Annotated in this window: 16 protein-coding genes; 14 read left to right on the top strand and 2 right to left on the bottom strand. The window is 61.8% G+C overall.

Annotation, left to right across the window (positions count from 1 at the left end; genetic code table 11):
* Positions 1-185 precede the first annotated feature (185 nt).
* The 3 genes from RCO24_RS13500 (at position 186) to RCO24_RS13490 (ending at position 2,845) form a co-directional block, all read left to right on the top strand.
* Positions 186-692 (top strand): hypothetical protein, encoded by a 507-nt coding sequence (locus tag RCO24_RS13500; RefSeq protein ID WP_308962793.1) that lies wholly within the window; start codon positions 186-188, stop codon positions 690-692.
* The gene (locus RCO24_RS13495) at positions 689-1,168 is read left to right on the top strand and encodes a DUF202 domain-containing protein (protein WP_308962791.1); all 480 of its coding nucleotides are present in this window, start codon (positions 689-691) and stop codon (positions 1,166-1,168) included. Before RCO24_RS13500 ends, RCO24_RS13495 begins: the two co-directional genes overlap by 4 nt.
* Before the next feature lie 99 nt (positions 1,169-1,267).
* Positions 1,268-2,845, top strand: a complete 1,578-nt coding sequence (locus RCO24_RS13490) for an arylsulfatase (RefSeq protein ID WP_308962790.1) — start codon at positions 1,268-1,270, stop codon at positions 2,843-2,845.
* Positions 2,846-2,909: 64 nt separating this feature from the next.
* Here RCO24_RS13490 and RCO24_RS13485 read toward each other — a convergent pair whose 3' ends face one another.
* Positions 2,910-3,128: a hypothetical protein gene (locus RCO24_RS13485; RefSeq protein WP_308962789.1), complete on the bottom strand. Its 219-nt coding sequence runs from the start codon at positions 3,126-3,128 to the stop codon at positions 2,910-2,912.
* 145 nt (positions 3,129-3,273) lie between these two features.
* Between RCO24_RS13485 and RCO24_RS13480 the strand changes: the two genes are divergently transcribed.
* From RCO24_RS13480 to RCO24_RS13430, 11 genes are all read left to right on the top strand, one after another.
* A complete protein-coding gene (locus tag RCO24_RS13480) occupies positions 3,274-4,218 on the top strand; it encodes an HAD family hydrolase (RefSeq protein WP_308962788.1) in 945 nt (314 codons plus the stop codon).
* Between the two features lie 10 nt (positions 4,219-4,228).
* Entirely contained in the window at positions 4,229-4,597 is a 369-nt protein-coding gene (locus RCO24_RS13475; RefSeq protein WP_308962786.1) for a DUF1622 domain-containing protein, read from the top strand.
* Positions 4,598-4,628: 31 nt separating this feature from the next.
* Complete coding sequence (locus RCO24_RS13470; protein WP_308962784.1) at positions 4,629-5,228, top strand: HdeD family acid-resistance protein; 600 nt, start codon at positions 4,629-4,631, stop codon at positions 5,226-5,228.
* 270 nt (positions 5,229-5,498) lie between these two features.
* Positions 5,499-6,962 carry a DUF1254 domain-containing protein gene (locus tag RCO24_RS13465; protein WP_308962782.1) on the top strand — a complete coding sequence of 488 codons (1,464 nt, stop codon included), beginning with the start codon at positions 5,499-5,501 and terminating at the stop codon, positions 6,960-6,962.
* 37 nt (positions 6,963-6,999) lie between these two features.
* Positions 7,000-9,354 (top strand): arylsulfatase, encoded by a 2,355-nt coding sequence (locus tag RCO24_RS13460; RefSeq protein WP_308962780.1) that lies wholly within the window; start codon positions 7,000-7,002, stop codon positions 9,352-9,354.
* 51 nt (positions 9,355-9,405) lie between these two features.
* The gene (locus tag RCO24_RS13455) at positions 9,406-10,485 is read left to right on the top strand and encodes a DUF1254 domain-containing protein (protein ID WP_308962779.1); all 1,080 of its coding nucleotides are present in this window, start codon (positions 9,406-9,408) and stop codon (positions 10,483-10,485) included.
* 3 nt (positions 10,486-10,488) lie between these two features.
* Positions 10,489-10,734: a DUF3302 domain-containing protein gene (locus RCO24_RS13450; protein ID WP_308962778.1), complete on the top strand. Its 246-nt coding sequence runs from the start codon at positions 10,489-10,491 to the stop codon at positions 10,732-10,734.
* Positions 10,731-11,672, top strand: a complete 942-nt coding sequence (locus RCO24_RS13445; RefSeq protein ID WP_308962777.1) for an efflux RND transporter periplasmic adaptor subunit — start codon at positions 10,731-10,733, stop codon at positions 11,670-11,672. Before RCO24_RS13450 ends, RCO24_RS13445 begins: the two co-directional genes overlap by 4 nt.
* A gap of 176 nt (positions 11,673-11,848) precedes the next feature.
* Entirely contained in the window at positions 11,849-12,970 is a 1,122-nt protein-coding gene (locus RCO24_RS13440; RefSeq protein WP_308962776.1) for a patatin-like phospholipase family protein, read from the top strand.
* 26 nt (positions 12,971-12,996) lie between these two features.
* Entirely contained in the window at positions 12,997-13,755 is a 759-nt protein-coding gene (locus RCO24_RS13435) for an acetoacetate decarboxylase (RefSeq protein ID WP_308962775.1), read from the top strand.
* A complete protein-coding gene (locus RCO24_RS13430; protein WP_308962774.1) occupies positions 13,752-14,528 on the top strand; it encodes a 3-hydroxybutyrate dehydrogenase in 777 nt (258 codons plus the stop codon). The genes RCO24_RS13435 and RCO24_RS13430 overlap by 4 nt, the downstream gene beginning before the upstream one ends.
* Positions 14,529-14,549: 21 nt before the next feature.
* On the opposite strand, the gene RCO24_RS13425 is transcribed toward RCO24_RS13430, so the two are convergent.
* Positions 14,550-15,233 carry a hypothetical protein gene (locus tag RCO24_RS13425; RefSeq protein WP_308962772.1) on the bottom strand — a complete coding sequence of 228 codons (684 nt, stop codon included), beginning with the start codon at positions 15,231-15,233 and terminating at the stop codon, positions 14,550-14,552.
* Positions 15,234-15,469 lie beyond the last annotated feature (236 nt).

The following is a 15,469-nucleotide window of genomic DNA, read 5'->3' as shown; positions in this document are numbered from 1 at the left end:
GTCTGGTGAGCGGCGGGGGCTATGGATTGGAAGATCGCGTTGCTTCGTACACTCGGCACGCCGGCGGGTGGGCCGGCGTGCGTCCGCCCCCATCCCACTTGTCGAGGCGCCATCTTGCGAACTGGGGATCCGCTTTGCCGCGGTAGTCCCAAGGCTCCGAGAGTTCAACCGTGCGGGAGGCACGCGTGACGACGAACGAGCCACAACGAGCCAGCAGGCTCACGGTGATTGTCGGCTGCTTGGCCGCAATTTTCGTTGTGGTGGGTGCGCTTGTCTACGGTATCTCGACGGAGAGCCTGCAACGTCAGTGGGAGCATCTAACCGGGCGCGCCAGCGGACCGATGACGTTTCGCTTCTTCCTGCAGCCGGCAATGGCCGCCGTGGCAGCGCTGCATGACGGCGTGAAGGACGCGCGGCTCGGTCGCTCGCCCTATTTCTGGACAGTGCTGACGCAGTCCGGGAAACGGGGCGAGCGGATCAGCGAGGGGTTGAATGCGACCGCGCGGATCATCCTCATCGGTATCGGCATGGATCTCATCTATCAGCTCAAGGTGTTCGGAACGTTCTATCCGATGGAAGCGCTGCTTATCGCGCTCACGCTGGCGTTCGTTCCTTATCTTCTGCTCCGAGGCCCCGTGGCCCGCATCGCGCGCGTATGGCTTTTTCCCTCATCCGGAGGATCGACGCCATGACCAGAGACACGGAGCAGGGCACGCGTATATCGCGCGCATCGGACCCAGACCAGATCTCGGTGGAGCTGTCGTCGCGGCGCACGGGCATGAGCTTCCAGCGTACGCGCATGAGTGCGGATCGGACGTTGATGTCGGTGATCCGCACCTCGCTGTCGCTGATCTCGTTCGGTTTCACGATCTTTCAGGTGTTCGAGAAATTGCGCGATCACAGCGTCATCACGCACGCGGGGTCTGCGCGTAATTTCGGCGTCACGCTGGTGGCTCTCGGCATCCTGATGCTGATCGGCGGCATCATCTATCACGTGCAGTTCATGACGCATTTGCGCGAGCAGCGCGACGAGATGATCGTGGAAGGGATCGTGCATGGGCAAAGCCAATTTCCGGTCTCTCTTACCCTTATCACCGCGATCATCCTGCTGCTCATCGGCGTGGTTGCCATCGTCAGCATGATGTTTCGTGTCGGCCCGTTCGGCTGAGAAAAGAGGAGAGCCAATCATGCCTAGTCGATAGGGGAGCGAACTCGGGGACAGCACTTTAACGGGGGGGGACGGCAACGATATGAGCAGGAGTCTCCCATGGCCAAATCGCCGAAAAGTGGAAATGAAAAGAACGGGAAGCCAGGCAAGCCGAATATTCTCGTCATCTGGGGCGACGATATCGGCATATCGAACCTCAGTTGTTATTCGCATGGTGTGATGGGCTATCAGACGCCCAACATCGATCGCCTCGCCAAAGAAGGGATGATGTTCACCGATAGCTACGGCGAGCAATCCTGCACGGCAGGACGTTCTTCCTTCATCACCGGGCAAAGCGTGCTGCGCACCGGCTTGTCCAAGGTCGGCATTCCCGGCGCTCCGGTCGGCATGACCGAAAAGGCTATGACTATCGCCGGCGCATTGAAGAACCAGGGCTACGCGACTGGCCAGTTCGGCAAGAACCATCTCGGCGACTTGAACCATATGCTGCCGACTAATCACGGCTTCGACGAGTTCTTCGGCAACCTCTACCACCTCAACGCCGAGGAAGAGCCGGAGATGTATGACTATCCGCCGGAGAAGGACTTCCCGAACTATCGCAAGAACCTCGGACCGCGCGGCGTCATTCACTCTTGGGCAACCGATAAGGACGATCCGACTGAAGAGCCGAGGTGGGGCAAGGTCGGCAAGCAGAAAATCCAGGACACCGGTCCGCTTAATCGCAAACGCATGGAAACCTGCGACGACGAATTCGTTGCGGCTGCCAAGGATTTCATCAAGCGGTGCGAAGCAGACGGCAAACCGTGGTTTGTGTGGCTCAACACGACACACATGCATCTTTACACGCATACCAAGAAAGACAGCTTGGGCCAGGCGGGCCGCTGGCAGTCGCCCTATCACGACACCATGATCGATCACGACAAGAACGTCGGAGAAATGCTGGATTTCCTCGACGAACTCGGCATCGCCGACGACACGTTTGTCCAGTATTCGACCGACAACGGGCCGCACCGCAACACCTGGCCGGATGGCGGTACGACGCCGTTCCGCAGCGAGAAGAACACGAATTGGGAAGGCGCGTTCCGCATACCCCTGCTGGTGCGGTGGCCGGGCAAGATCAAGCCTGGGCAGATTTCAAAGGAGATTATCCAGCACCACGACTGGTTCCCGACGTTCCTCGCCATGGCCGGCGAACCGGACATCGTGGAAAAAGCAAAGAAGGGCTATCAGGCTTGCGGCCGTACCTACAAAAACCACATCGACGGCTACAATCTGCTGTCCTACCTGACGGGTAAGGAGAAGGAGAGCCCGCGGAAGCTGTTCGTCTATATCAGCGATGATGGGGACATCATGGCGCTGCGTTACGACAACTGGAAATGCGTGTTCATGGAACAGCGCTGCAAGGGCACGCTGCAGGTCTGGGCAGAGCCCTTCACTCGGCTTCGGCTTCCCAAACTCTATAATCTGCGAACGGACCCCTATGAGTTCGCGGACACCACGTCGAATACCTATTGGGAATGGTTCATGCGCCGCGACTACATCGTCCTAACGATCAACCTGATCGCAGCGAAGTGGGCGGACACCTTCAAGGACTTCCCGCCGATCCAGAAGCCGAACAGCTTCACGATCAGTGACGCAATGGAGAAGATGAAAGAAACGGCGGCAGGTGGCGGTTGACCACATGGGCGGGCAGCGGGTTGGACCGCTGCCCGTTCTCGTTTGGGAGGATCACATGATCCAGCTAAAACCGGCCGAACCAGTTCAGGCTCACGACGTGCGCGAGCGACTGAAACGGCTTGCCGCACGCCTCATGGTATTCGCCTGTCAGCCCGCGAAACCCATGCGGGTCGTTGTCGAAGTGGACGCGCACGCTGCGCTGGCTGCTCGTGATCGGCGCCTTGCAGCTCGCGCACCATGGCCCACGCGGCTCCTCGCCGCGAAACGCTCCATCAAGAGGCATCGGATCTTCCCCCGAGAATTCTCAAGTGCCTCTTCAAGCTCGCATGGGGCGAAACTCCATCCAAGGCTAATTTGGTCGCAGCTCCCAGGGAATTTGGCCGCGTGCGGCCGGGGTGTGCAACCGCGTATCAACAGGGAGATTGTTCATGCCTGATCCGCTAAGTGGTTGGAATACCGGGCCGGTCAAGTCCGCCATTCTCTCGTTCGTGGACAAAGTGGCGCTACCTGGTAGCGCCGAATTCGTCCCGGCGGCAGATCGGATCGCGGTGTTCGACAACGACGGCACGCTCTGGTGCGAGCAGCCGATGCCGGTGCAGGGCTTCTTTCTGTCGGACCGGGTCAAGCAATTGGCGCTGAAGGATCCGTCGCTCAAGGAGCGCCAGCCGTTCAAGGCTTTCATCGAAGGTGATCACAAGACGCTGCACGAGCTTGGCAAGCAGGCCTTGCAAGAGCTGATGTTCGCGACCCACGCCGGTATGACGGAGCGGGAGTTCGCGACCATTGCGCAGGGCTGGTTCGCTTCGGCAAAGCATCCGCAGCTAGGCGCCTTGTTCACCCAACTCACCTATCGACCGCAGATCGAGCTCATCGGCTATCTGCGGGACAACGGGTTCAAGATCTATGTCGTGTCGGGAGGCGGGGTCGATTTTATCCGCGCCTTCGCCGCCGAAGCTTACGGCATTCCGCCCGAACAGGTGATCGGCTCGAGCGCGAAGCTGAAGGCCGAGGTTCGCGACGGCCGCATCGATCTTCTCAAGGTCGCGGATCTTGGAAGCTTCGACGACCGGGAGGCGAAGGTCGAGAACATCGGGCTTCATATCGGCCGCCGCCCGATCCTTGCGTTCGGAAACTCGGACGGCGATCTGGCGATGCTTCGTTACACGAGGGAAGGGCGTGGGCCTCGGCTTGCCCTGCTGCTTCATCACGACGACCCGGAACGCGAGTTCGCCTACGACCGCGCATTCAAGATCAGTCCTCTCGCCGAAGCGCTCGACCACGCAGACGACTACGGCATCACGTGCGTCAGCATGCGGCGGGACTGGAATACCGTTTTCGCCGATCGGCGCGTGCGCCCGTCGGCGGCAGCGTGAGGAGCGACCCATGGAGGCGTGGCTGGTCGAAATTTCACGGGCGGCCATTCTCGTCATCGACACGATGGCGCTGATCATCATCGTGGCCGGAACGGTGGAAGCGTTCGTATCCGGCTTCGTTCTCATGCTGTCGTCGCGCACCGGACACGAGCGGCGGGATGTGTGGCTGCGTTATGCGCGCTGGCTCGTTGCCGGCCTCACCTTCCAGCTCGCGGCCGACATTATCGAGACGTCGATCACCTCCGGATGGGATGCGGTCATCCGGGTCGGCGCGATCGCTGCTATCCGCACGGCTCTCAACTACTTCCTCGAACGAGACATGGCCGAAGTGAGGGAGCGGAATCGCGAAAGACGCGATCCCGCTCCGGCGGCGGCCTGATGCAACACTGTTGGTGAAAAGGAGACTTCAAATGCCGAACGTCGCGATCTATCCCGGAGACCTCATCTCGCGGCCACTTCTCGCGGGCCTCGCAAAAAACTGGTGGCTCCTTCTCTTGAAGGGGATCTGTTCTGTCATCTTTGGCGTGCTGACGTTCGTCTGGCCGGGCGTGACGCTGGTGACGCTCATTCTTCTGTACGGAATTTTCGCGTTGGTGGACGGGGGCTTCGCGCTGCTGGCCGCCATCACCGGCGACAGAGGGGATTCGCAAGCGCCGCGCTGGTGGCTTGGGGTGATCGGTATCCTCGGTCTCTGCGCCGGCGTGCTGACGCTGATGTGGCCGGGCATGACCGCCATGGTGCTGCTGGTGTTCATCGCGGCTTGGTCGATCGCGACCGGCATCATGCAGATCGTTGGCGCGATCCGGTTGCGCAAGGAGATCGATGACGAGTGGCTGTTGATCGCATCCGGCGTGCTGTCGGTCGCGTTCGGACTTCTGCTGCTGGCCTGGCCGGGCGCCGGCGCGCTGGCGATGGTGCTCGTGATCGGCGCGTTCGCAATCCTCTACGGTCTCCTGACGATCTCGCTCTCGCTTCGCCTGCGCAAATTTGCGCCGGCACCTGCGTCGTAGGGCGGGGCTATGCGATGGCGCGGTGTCCGGCAAGCTTCTGGAGGCCGTCGTTGTTTGGTTGGTCGCGTTCGTACACGGCGGCGGGCCGAGGCGCGCGGTTCATGGGGCGCGTGTGTCACGACAACGTCGCGCGCGGGTGGCCTGCGACCGCGCGTCTCTTATCGGCAGGCTCGACACGGCGCACGACGGGGCGGCAGCGAAGCACCGGGCCGCGATCGGCATAAACCGGCAAACGGTGTTGCCGGACAAGGAGTAGTGGAGGAACATCCAATGAAATACGCACCCACGAGCAGGACATGCTGGCCGGCCCTGATTGCAGCGGCCAGTTTTGCAGCTTTCGCACTGCCGGAAACGCCGCGCGCCGAGAGCCTCTCGACCGAGGAAGCGCGCGCTATTGCGCAAGAGGCCTACGTCTACTTTTATCCTCTCGTCACTATGGACGTGACACGCCGCCAACTGACCAATATCGAAGCCGGGAAATCCGAATTCGGCGGCCCAGAGAATACCTTCGTCAATGTTCAGGCGTTTCCGTCCGCCGATATGAAGGCGGTGGTGCGCCCCAACTTCGACACGCTCTATTCCTCTGCCTGGCTCGATCTCACGACAGGGCCTCTGGTCGTCTCGGCGCCGGATACGAGCGGGCGCTTCTACCTCCTGCCGATGCTCGACATGTGGAGCGATGTCTTCGCCTCGCCCGGGTCGCGGACGACCGGAACCCAGGCCGGAAACTTCCTGATTGCGCCGCCGGGTTGGAGCGGAACAGTGCCGGCCGGCTTCGCGCGGATCGATGCGCCGACACCCTACGTGTGGATCATTGGCCGGACCAAGACGGATGGTCCTGCGGACTACGAGGCCGTTCACAAGATTCAGGCGGGCTACAGGATCACGCCTCTATCGGAGTGGGGCAAGACGCCGAAGCCCGTCGCGGTACAAATCGACCCGTCGGTCGACATGAAGACGCCGCCGAAAGTGCAAGTCGACACCATGCCGGCGGTGAAATATTTCGCCTACGCCGCTGAGCTGCTGAAGCTTCATCCGCCGCATGTCACCGACCAGCCGATTGTCGCACTCATGCAGCGCATCGGTATCGAGCCCGGCAAAACTTTCGATGTCGACGCACTCGATCCCGGTGTCAAGGACGTCCTCGAGAATGCCGCGACGGATGCCCGCGCGTTGATGGCGTGGAAGGTTCCAACGCTGGCCCGCGTCTCCAACGGCTGGTCGCTGAACACCGACACCATGGGCGTCTACGGAAACTACTATCTGAAGCGCGCCATCGTAGCTCAGGTCGGGTTGGGCGCCAATCTTCCGGAGGATGCGATCTATCCGCTCAACCTCGGCGATGAGGACGGCAAGCCGCTCGATGGCGCCAGCACCTACACGCTTCACTTCGACAAAGAGACCCTGCCTCCCGTGAGCGCGTTCTGGTCGATCACGTTGTACGACCCGGACGGATTCCAGGTCGCGAACAAGCTCAATCGCTTTGCGGTTTCGAGCTGGATGCCGTTCGAGACCAATGGGGATGGGTCACTCGATCTCTACTTCCAGAACGAAAGCCCAGGCGCGGAGAAGGAGGCCAACTGGCTGCCGGCGCCGAAAGGTCCGTTCACGCTGACGATGCGGCTTTACGGGCCGAAGTCTGATGCGTTGACCGGAAAATGGGTGCCTCCGCCCGTTATGCGTGGAGATGGCGCCGTCGTCGGCGCGGGTGCCGGGACAGAAGGACGTCAGTGATTTCCGATCGAGGTGCGCTCAAAGCGAGGATGTTGCCATGAAGACGAAAAACGCTGCTTCACCATCCGCGACAACAACACAGTCAGGTACTCCGGAAGTTCTTCCACGCGCCGATTTTCGTTTTCCCGGCGAGATCGGGCGCACCTATCTCGACTCCGATCCGGCGCAGTTTCCGAAGCCGGTCATGGCGCCCAAAGGCGCTCCCAACGTTGTTCTGATCCTGATCGACGATTGCGGCTTCGGACAGTTCGGAACATTCGGCGGGGGTATTCCCTCTCCGACGATGGACAAGCTGGCGGCGGAGGGCTTGCGCTACAACCATTTCCACACCACAGCGCTCTGCAGTCCGACGCGCGCGGCCCTGATTACCGGGCGCAATCACCATTCCGCTTCGTTTGCCGGTATCACGGAACTCGCGACCGGATACGACGGCTATACCTGCATCCTACCGCGGAGCTGCGGCACCATGGGAGAGGTTCTGCGGCAGAACGGATATATGACGGCGTGGATCGGCAAGAACCACAACACGCCGCCATGGGAGACGAGCGCGGCAGGGCCATTCGACCGCTGGGCCAACGGGCTCGGGTTCGACTATTTCTACGGCTTCAATGCCGGAGACATGAACCACTGGAATCCGATCCTGTATCAGAACCGGGATCTCGTTCCGGCCTCGACGGATCCGAACTACCACCTGACGACGGATCTGGCGGACAAGTCCATCGCGTGGGTGAGGCAGGTCAAGAGCATCTCTCCGGACCGTCCGTATTTCCTTTACGTTGCGACAGGCGCGACGCATGCGCCGCATCACACGCCAGAGGATTGGGTCGCGAAGTTCAAGGGCAAGTTCGACAGTGGTTGGGATGCCTATCGCGAGGAGACGCTGGCGCGGCAAAAGAAGCTCGGCGTCGTGCCCAAGGACACCAAGCTGACGACGCGTTCCAAGGGGCTGCCGTCCTGGGACTCGCTCAATGCCGATCAGAAGCGGCTTTACGCCCGGATGATGGAAGTTTTCGCCGGCTACGCCGCGCACTGCGACTACGAGCTCGGCCGCGTCGTCGAAGCCTGCAAGCAGCTGCCGGACGCCGATAACACGCTCATCATCTATATCGCCGGTGACAACGGCGCGAGCGCGGAAGGCGGTCTCGAGGGGTCGCTCTGCGAGAACATGTTCTTCAACGGATTTGCCGAGAAGTGGCAGGACAACATCAAGGTCATCGACGAACTGGGCGGCCCGAAGCACTTCAATCATTTTCCGTCTGCCTGGGCGCACGCGATGAACACGCCGTTCCAATGGACCAAGCAGGTGGCAAGCCACTTTGGCGGCACGCGCAACCCGATGATCATCTCGTGGCCGCAGCGCATCAAAGACAAAGGGGGATTGCGGACGCAGTTCCTGCATACGATCGATATCGTTCCGACGATCTACGAAGTGTGCGGCATCACGGCGCCGACCGAACTCAACGGCGTGCCGCAAAAGCCGATCGAGGGCGTGAGCTTCGCGTTCACGTTCGATGATGCGAAAGCCGAGAGCAAGCGCAAGACGCAGTATTTCGAGCTTGCATGCAACCGCGGCCTCTATCACGACGGATGGATGGCCTCGTCGCCTTCGTTCGTGCCGTGGGATCCGAACCGGCAGGACTGGGACCCGGACAAGGCGCCCTGGGAACTCTACAAGATCGATGAAGACTTCTCGCAGGCGAACGATCTCGCCAAGAAATATCCGGAGAAGCTGCGCCAGCTTCAGGACATGTGGTGGGTCGAAGCGGCGAAGTACCAGGTGCTGCCGCTGGATTGGCGCGGTACCATCCGCATGAACGCGGAGGCGATGGGGCGGCCGAGCCTCATCGGCCATCGCACGACGATGACCTACTATCCCGGAACCGTCGGCCTGCCCGACGCGGCTTCTCCGCCGATGTGCAACAAGTCGTGGACGATCACGGCGGAGATCGAGGTGCCCGACGGCAAGGCCGAGGGGATGATCGTCACCCATGGCGGGCTCGAAGGCGGCTACGGCCTCTATCTCCGGGCAGGCAAGCCGGTCTTCGTCTACAACTTCCTCAGTGTCGAGCGGACGACGTTCCAAGCCGAGAAGCCGCTGACGCCAGGGAAGGCGACGCTCTCCGTCGATTTCGCCTATGACGGCGGCGGCATGGGCAAAGGCGGCCTGATCACTCTCAGCGCCAACGGCAAGACGATTGCCAAGGGCAGACTTGAGCGGACGATTCCGATCCAGTTCTCCCTCGGCGAGGGGCTCGATATCGGAATGGATATCGGCTCACCGATCGACTTCACCTACACGCTGCCGTTCGCCTTCACCGGAAAAATCGAAAAGGTCACGATCGAGCTCAGGCCGGAGCAGGAGACGGCGGCCAAGCCGAAGAAGGCGGCGTGAAAACCGTCGGAGCGTGTTTTGGAAATCCGAGACACGAGACAGGAGTGTGTGATGCGTACGTATCCAGTAGCCTGTGCCACCTTGTTTCTTAGCCTGATTGCCGGCCTGGCCAGTGCCGGGCAGCAGCCATCGAATGCGTTCCAGCCGGTTACGGTCGACAACTTCGTCCGCGCCGAGTCCGACCTTTATCTTGGCGGGGTCATCAAGGACTACGGCTTCGGCAAGATCGGTCACAACCGCGAGCCGGCGTCGATCGACAACCAGACCGTCATACGGCTCAACCGCGACACGCTCTATTCCGGAGGAGTGTTCGACCTCGATGCGGGACCGGTGACGATCACGCTGCCCGAAGCGGGCGGGCGGTTCATGTCGATGCAAGTGATCAACGAGGACCACTATGTGGTCGGTGTGTACTACGGCGCCGGCACTCATACGTTCGACAAAAACAACGTCGGGACACGCTATGTCGTGACGGCGTTCCGGACGTTGGTCAATCCGAGCGATCCGGCGGACCTCGAGAAGGTGCACGCGCTGCAGGACAACATTGTGGTCACGCAGGCGCGCCCCGGTGCGTTCGAGGTGCCGAACTGGGATCCTGTCAGCCAGAAGCGGGTGCGCGACGCGCTGCTCATTCTCGGCTCGACGATGCCGGACTTCAAGAAAGCGTTCGGCGCGAAGGATCAGGTGGATCCGATCCGGCACCTGGTGGGAAGCGCTTCCGCCTGGGGCGGTAACCCCGACAAGGACGCGACCTATCTCAACATCACGCCGACGCAGAATGACGGCACCACGGTTTACAAGCTGACGGTCAAGGACGTGCCCGTCGACGGCTTCTGGTCGATCAGCCTCTACAACGCCAAAGGGTACTACGAGAAGAATCCCTACGATGCCTACACGCTCAACAACCTCACGGCCAAACGGAATGCGGATGGGACGATCGCCATCCAGTTCGGCGGCTGCGACGGCAAGATTGCGAACTGCCTGCCGACGATGCCGGGCTGGAACTACACGGTGCGTCTCTATCGTCCGCGCGCCGAGATCCTGAATGGAAGCTGGAGCTTCCCCGAGCCTCAGCCCATGACGCTCGCCGATCGGGCGGCGGAAGGCGCCAGCAGCGGCGAGGGGAGGTAAGGCGTGTCCTTTCTCGATGTCTTCGCGTGGTTCATCCTTGTGTTCCTGGCGGTGTTCGCCGTCGCGATCTTCGCGGCGATGGGGATGGCTCCCGGGCACATCGCGAAGTCGCGTAATCATCCTTGGGCCACGGCCGTCGAAGTCGCGGGATGGGTGACGCTCATCTGCGGGTTCGTCCTGTGGCCGCTCTCGCTGATCTGGGCGTTCGTTGATGCGCCGGCGCCATCGCGGCGGGAGGGCGCGCCGTGATCGTCTTCCTATTCAACGTCTACCTGCTGATCCTGTTTCTCCTGGTCTGGTTCAAGATCGTTCCGTTCAACCTGTTCTGGAAGGTGTCGCCGCTCATCGTGCTGCTGGCGCTGATGGTCGGCCTGTTCATTCCGATGGGGTGGGGCGCGCCTTCCGGCTCGCTGTTGGTCGGACGCCATTCGGTGCAGATCGTGCCGGATGTGTCCGGCGAGGTCCTGGAGGTGCCGGTTCAGCCGAACCTTCCGCTCAAGGCCGATGATGTGCTGTTCCGCATCGACCCGACGACTTACCAGGCACAGGTTGACGCGCTCGAATCCCAGCTCAAGTTTGCCGAGCTGCGCTACGGCCAGATGACCCAGCTGCAGCGCGGAGACGCGGGCCGCGCGTTCGACGTGCAGCAGCGAGAAGCGGAGGTCGAGCAGCTCAAAGCGCAGCTGGATGGCGCGAAGTGGAATCTCGAAAAGACCGTGGTGCGGGCGCCGAGCGACGGATACGTCACCAATCTCGCGCTCCGGAAAGGGGCGCGCGTCGCGTCGCTCCCGCTTTCGCCGGTGATGGCCTTCATCGATACCTCCGAGACCATCATTGCGGCCGAGATCCCGCAGATCAATGCGCGCTATGTGGAGGCAGGCCAGCCTGTCGAGCTGACATTCAAATACCTGCCGGGCAAGATCTTCACCGGCCGTGTCGAGACGGTGCTGCAAGCTGTCGCCACGGGTCAGGTCAAGCCGTCGGGGCTGGCGGTGATGCCGACAGAGGTGCAGTCCGCGCCGTTCGTCATACGGCTAAAGCTCGATGACGCGGATCTCGCGAAACGACTGCCGGCGGGTGCCACGGGCGTGGCTGCGATCTTCACCGAGCACGTCAAGGCGAGCCACGTCATTCGCCGCGTGATGCTGCGGATGCAGGCGATCTTGAATTACGTGAATCCGTTTTGACGTGATCCACGCGATCTGCCTGATGGATCCGAAGCGATCATCGGAAGGAAGTCTTAACCTTCATCGCATCGGTCCGACGATCGGGTGAGGCGGTGCGCCATCTTGCAGACGGGCATGAAACTTCTACATGTTGCCCAGTCGACGTGCCCGAATGCGTGCCTGGATTGAGAGCAACGATGGCAACGAGCGCAGGCCAGGAGAAGAAGGTGCTCGTGCTTCAGGGTGGGGGAGCGCTCGGCTCCTATCAGGCTGGAGCTTATGGAGCGCTTGCCGAGGCCGGCTGTGCGCCCGATTGGGTCGCTGGGATCTCGATCGGAGCTATCAATGCCTCAATCATCGCGGGCAATCCGCCCGAACGGCGCGTCGCGCGATTGCGCAAGTTCTGGGACATGGTTTCGAGCCGCCTTCTGCTGGAGCCGGTCGCCAGCGACACCAACTCGCGGAAGCTCTTCAATGAAATCAGCGCGGCATTCGTCGCGACGCTGGGGGTGCCGGGCTTCTTCGAGCCGCGTCTGCTGCCGCCGTTGCTCAATCCGCACGGGACGGTGGAGGCGATCAGCTTCTATGACACCAATCCCTTGCAGGCGACGCTGACGGATCTCGTCGACTTCGACTATCTCAACTCCGGAGCTGTGCGGCTCAGCGTTGGGGCAGTTCAAGTCCGTACCGGCAACATGAAGTACTTCGACACCGCCAACGAGGTCGTCGGCCCCGAGCACATCATGGCGAGCGGCGCGTTGCCGCCGGGATTTCCGCCGGTGATCATCGATGGGGAAGCCTACTGGGACGGCGGGCTCGTTTCCAATACGCCGCTACAGTACGTGCTCGACGGCGGCGGGCCTAGAACCGACATGTGCGTGTTTCAGCTCGACCTGTTCAGCGCCAAGGGGCCGATGCCGGAGACGCTGTTCGACATTACGCAGCGCGAGAAGGACATCCGCTATTCGAGCCGCACGCGCCTCAACACCGACGTGTTCCGCGAGCTGCAGACGATGCGGCGGGCGATTAGGCGCCTCGAATCCCGGATGCCGGCCGAGTTCAAGGAGAGCCTCGACTGGCACCTTCTTTCGTCCCTCGGTTGCAGCGCGGCGATCACCATCGTGCATCTCATTCATCGGCGGGCCGCCTATTCCACCCAATCCAACGACTACGAATTCTCGCGCTACACCGTCGAGGAGCATTGGCGCGACGGACGGGATGACGTGGAACGGACGCTTCGCCATCCCGCATGGATAAATCGAGAGCGGCCGACGACCGGTGTCGCGGTGCTCGATCTCACCAAGGAACTCGATCCCTAGCCGAGCAACCCGAAGCAGGTGACGCCATGAAGATCGCCGACGTTCGTAAGCGCGCTTTCGCGATGCCGCTGACCAGCCCCGCGTTCCCGCCCGGCCCCTATCGCTTCGTCGATCGCGAGTACCTGATCATCACCTACCGGACCGATCGCGCCGCACTCGAAGCGGTGGTGCCCGAGCCGCTGACGTTCGACGACCCGATCGTCAAATACGAATTCATACGCATGCCGAACTCGACCGGCTTCGGAGATTATACGGAATCCGGCCAGGTCATTCCCGTCAGCTTCAACGGCAAGAAGGGCGGCTATACGCTCGCCATGTTCCTCAACGACGGGCCACCGATCTACGGCGGGCGGGAGCTCTGGGGGTTTCCGAAGAAATACGCGCAACCTTCGCTTTCGGCCGACAAGGATACGCTGATCGGGACGCTCGACTACGGGCCGCTGCGGGTGGCAACGGGCACGATGGGCTTCAAGCACAAGGCGCTCGATCTCAAGGAGGTGGCCGCGTCGCTCGCGGTTCCGAACTATCTTCTCAAGATCATTCCGCACGTTGACGGCACGGCGCGCATCCTCGAACTCGTCGACTACCGGCTCGAAGACGTGACCGTGAAAGGCGCGTGGTCGGGGCCAGCAGCGCTCGATCTGCGCCCGCATGCGCTGGCGCCGGTTGCCGATCTGCCGGTGCGTGAAATCCTGTCGGCGACGCACATCCTCGCGGATCTCACGCTCGGTCTCGGCAAGGTCGTCTACGACTATCTCAAACCTGGAAAGGAAACGGCGTCATGAAGCTTGACGGCAAAGTGGCTCTCGTCACCGGAGCGGCGAGCGGAATTGGGCACGCCATTGCAAAGCGCTATGTGGCGGCAGGCGGGCGGGTCGCGATCGCCGACCTCAACCTAGATGCGGCGACGGCAGCGGCTAAGGAATTAGGCGATGCCAAAACCGCGATCGCGGTTGCGATGGACGTCGCGAACGAGGACCAGGTGAATGCCGGCGTCGAGAAGACGGTGCAGGCGTTCGGCACGGTGGATATCCTGGTCTCGAACGCGGGAATTCAGATCGTGCATCCGATCGAGGACTTTCCCTACGCCGATTGGAAGAAGCTGATGGCGATCCATCTGGACGGCGCGTTTCTCACCACCAAGGCCTGCGTCAAGCACATGTACAAGCAGGGCTCGGGCGCGCTGATCTACATGGGCTCGGTACATAGCCACGAGGCGTCGCCGTTGAAATCAGCGTACGTGGCGGCCAAGCACGGCATTCTCGGGCTTGCCCGTACGATGGCGAAAGAGGGTGCCAAGCACGGCGTGCGCGCCAATGTGATCTGCCCCGGCTTCGTGCGCACGCCGCTTGTCGACAAGCAGATCCCCGAGCAGGCGAAGGAACTCGGCATCACGGAAGAGCGGGTGATCAAAGAAGTGATGCTGGGCGAGACCGTCGACAAGGAGTTCACGATGGTCGAGGACATCGCCGAAGTGGCGCTTGTGCTGGCGGCGTTCAAGACCAATGCGCTTACCGGCGAAAGTATCATCGTGAGCCACGGCTGGCACATGAACTGACAGGCGCCGAAGCGGCGGAGCTCAATAGAGAGTGTCGCTGCTCGCGCGGGCATGATGGCGCGTGCGATTAGGTTCGGGCAGCCCGAGTCCTGTCGAGGGCATGTCGATGCCGTTTAGCGTGCGGCCGCAGACCGTCCGCCACAATGCTTTCGTCATGTGGACGTCGGGTTCCCACAGGGCCATGCAGTCGGCGAGCGTGGGGCCGCCGCCTTCGGTCGTCGGTGGGCTCGCGCCGCCGCTTTCTTCAATCAAAGGATCGCTGTTGGTTTGTGGTTCCGCGATCGCGGGAGAAGCGGGCGTCGGCGGAACGGCGGTCGGCGTGGGTGCGGTCCATGGCGCGGCTAGATCGCCGCCCGATGCTCTGAACTGGGCTTCCATCCGGGCTTCACAGTTGGCACCGACCTCGTTCTCGCAGCTTGCTGCGAACGACGGCGGGGGCGTCGGAAATGGGTCGGTCGCGGTGTTCGGTGTGGTGGTTTGGGCGCGCCCCGATCCGCCGTGCACAGTGCCGGGGGATGTGGGGGCAGCAGATTTCGAGAGCGGTGCCGACATCCCCGCGTGCGTGTGTGCTCCGGTGAGGGGTGAGGACGAGACGTGTGCGGGTGCCGCGCCGCTCGCGCCATGTGCCCAGGCTGCGCTCGTTGCGCTGATCAGAAACAGGCAAGCTGCCGATAGGGCCGCCTTTGAAGTGTTCTCATGTGCCATGGCCGACCTCGCTGGTTCATGCGGCCTTCCGTTTGCTGCTCATGGATGCGGCCAGCTTGCCGCCTTATTCGACACATGGAGGCACGGGGGCGCTCGACCAAGAGGTTCGCTGGAGTTGCCCGCCCCCGATCCGTTTACATTTGTGTAATGATCGTGAAGTTTTAGGGAGTTAGGGCCAGGAGATCCTGGGCGTATTCTCGGGCGTTCGGGTGGTAGCACCGTACGGAGGAAAAACC

The organism is Hyphomicrobium sp. LHD-15 (assembly GCF_031157355.1).
Taxonomy (GTDB): Bacteria; Pseudomonadota; Alphaproteobacteria; order Rhizobiales; family Hyphomicrobiaceae; genus Hyphomicrobium_C.
Note: the sequence above shows the minus strand (reverse complement) of the source record. Positions and strands in the feature narration are given on the sequence as shown.

Excerpts from the sequence above, each read along its gene's own strand:
- RCO24_RS13495 (WP_308962791.1), top strand. The coding sequence starts at position 689 with ATGACCAGAGACACGGAGCAGGGCACGCGTATATCGCGCGCATCGGAC.
- RCO24_RS13490 (WP_308962790.1), top strand. The coding sequence starts at position 1,268 with ATGGCCAAATCGCCGAAAAGTGGAAATGAAAAGAACGGGAAGCCAGGC.
- RCO24_RS13485 (WP_308962789.1), bottom strand. The coding sequence starts at position 3,128 with ATGCCTCTTGATGGAGCGTTTCGCGGCGAGGAGCCGCGTGGGCCATGG.
- RCO24_RS13480 (WP_308962788.1), top strand. The coding sequence starts at position 3,274 with ATGCCTGATCCGCTAAGTGGTTGGAATACCGGGCCGGTCAAGTCCGCC.
- RCO24_RS13475 (WP_308962786.1), top strand. The coding sequence starts at position 4,229 with ATGGAGGCGTGGCTGGTCGAAATTTCACGGGCGGCCATTCTCGTCATC.
- RCO24_RS13470 (WP_308962784.1), top strand. The coding sequence starts at position 4,629 with ATGCCGAACGTCGCGATCTATCCCGGAGACCTCATCTCGCGGCCACTT.
- RCO24_RS13465 (WP_308962782.1), top strand. The coding sequence starts at position 5,499 with ATGAAATACGCACCCACGAGCAGGACATGCTGGCCGGCCCTGATTGCA.
- RCO24_RS13460 (WP_308962780.1), top strand. The coding sequence starts at position 7,000 with ATGAAGACGAAAAACGCTGCTTCACCATCCGCGACAACAACACAGTCA.
- RCO24_RS13455 (WP_308962779.1), top strand. The coding sequence starts at position 9,406 with ATGCGTACGTATCCAGTAGCCTGTGCCACCTTGTTTCTTAGCCTGATT.
- RCO24_RS13440 (WP_308962776.1), top strand. The coding sequence starts at position 11,849 with ATGGCAACGAGCGCAGGCCAGGAGAAGAAGGTGCTCGTGCTTCAGGGT.
- RCO24_RS13435 (WP_308962775.1), top strand. The coding sequence starts at position 12,997 with ATGAAGATCGCCGACGTTCGTAAGCGCGCTTTCGCGATGCCGCTGACC.
- RCO24_RS13430 (WP_308962774.1), top strand. The coding sequence starts at position 13,752 with ATGAAGCTTGACGGCAAAGTGGCTCTCGTCACCGGAGCGGCGAGCGGA.
- RCO24_RS13425 (WP_308962772.1), bottom strand. The coding sequence starts at position 15,233 with ATGGCACATGAGAACACTTCAAAGGCGGCCCTATCGGCAGCTTGCCTG.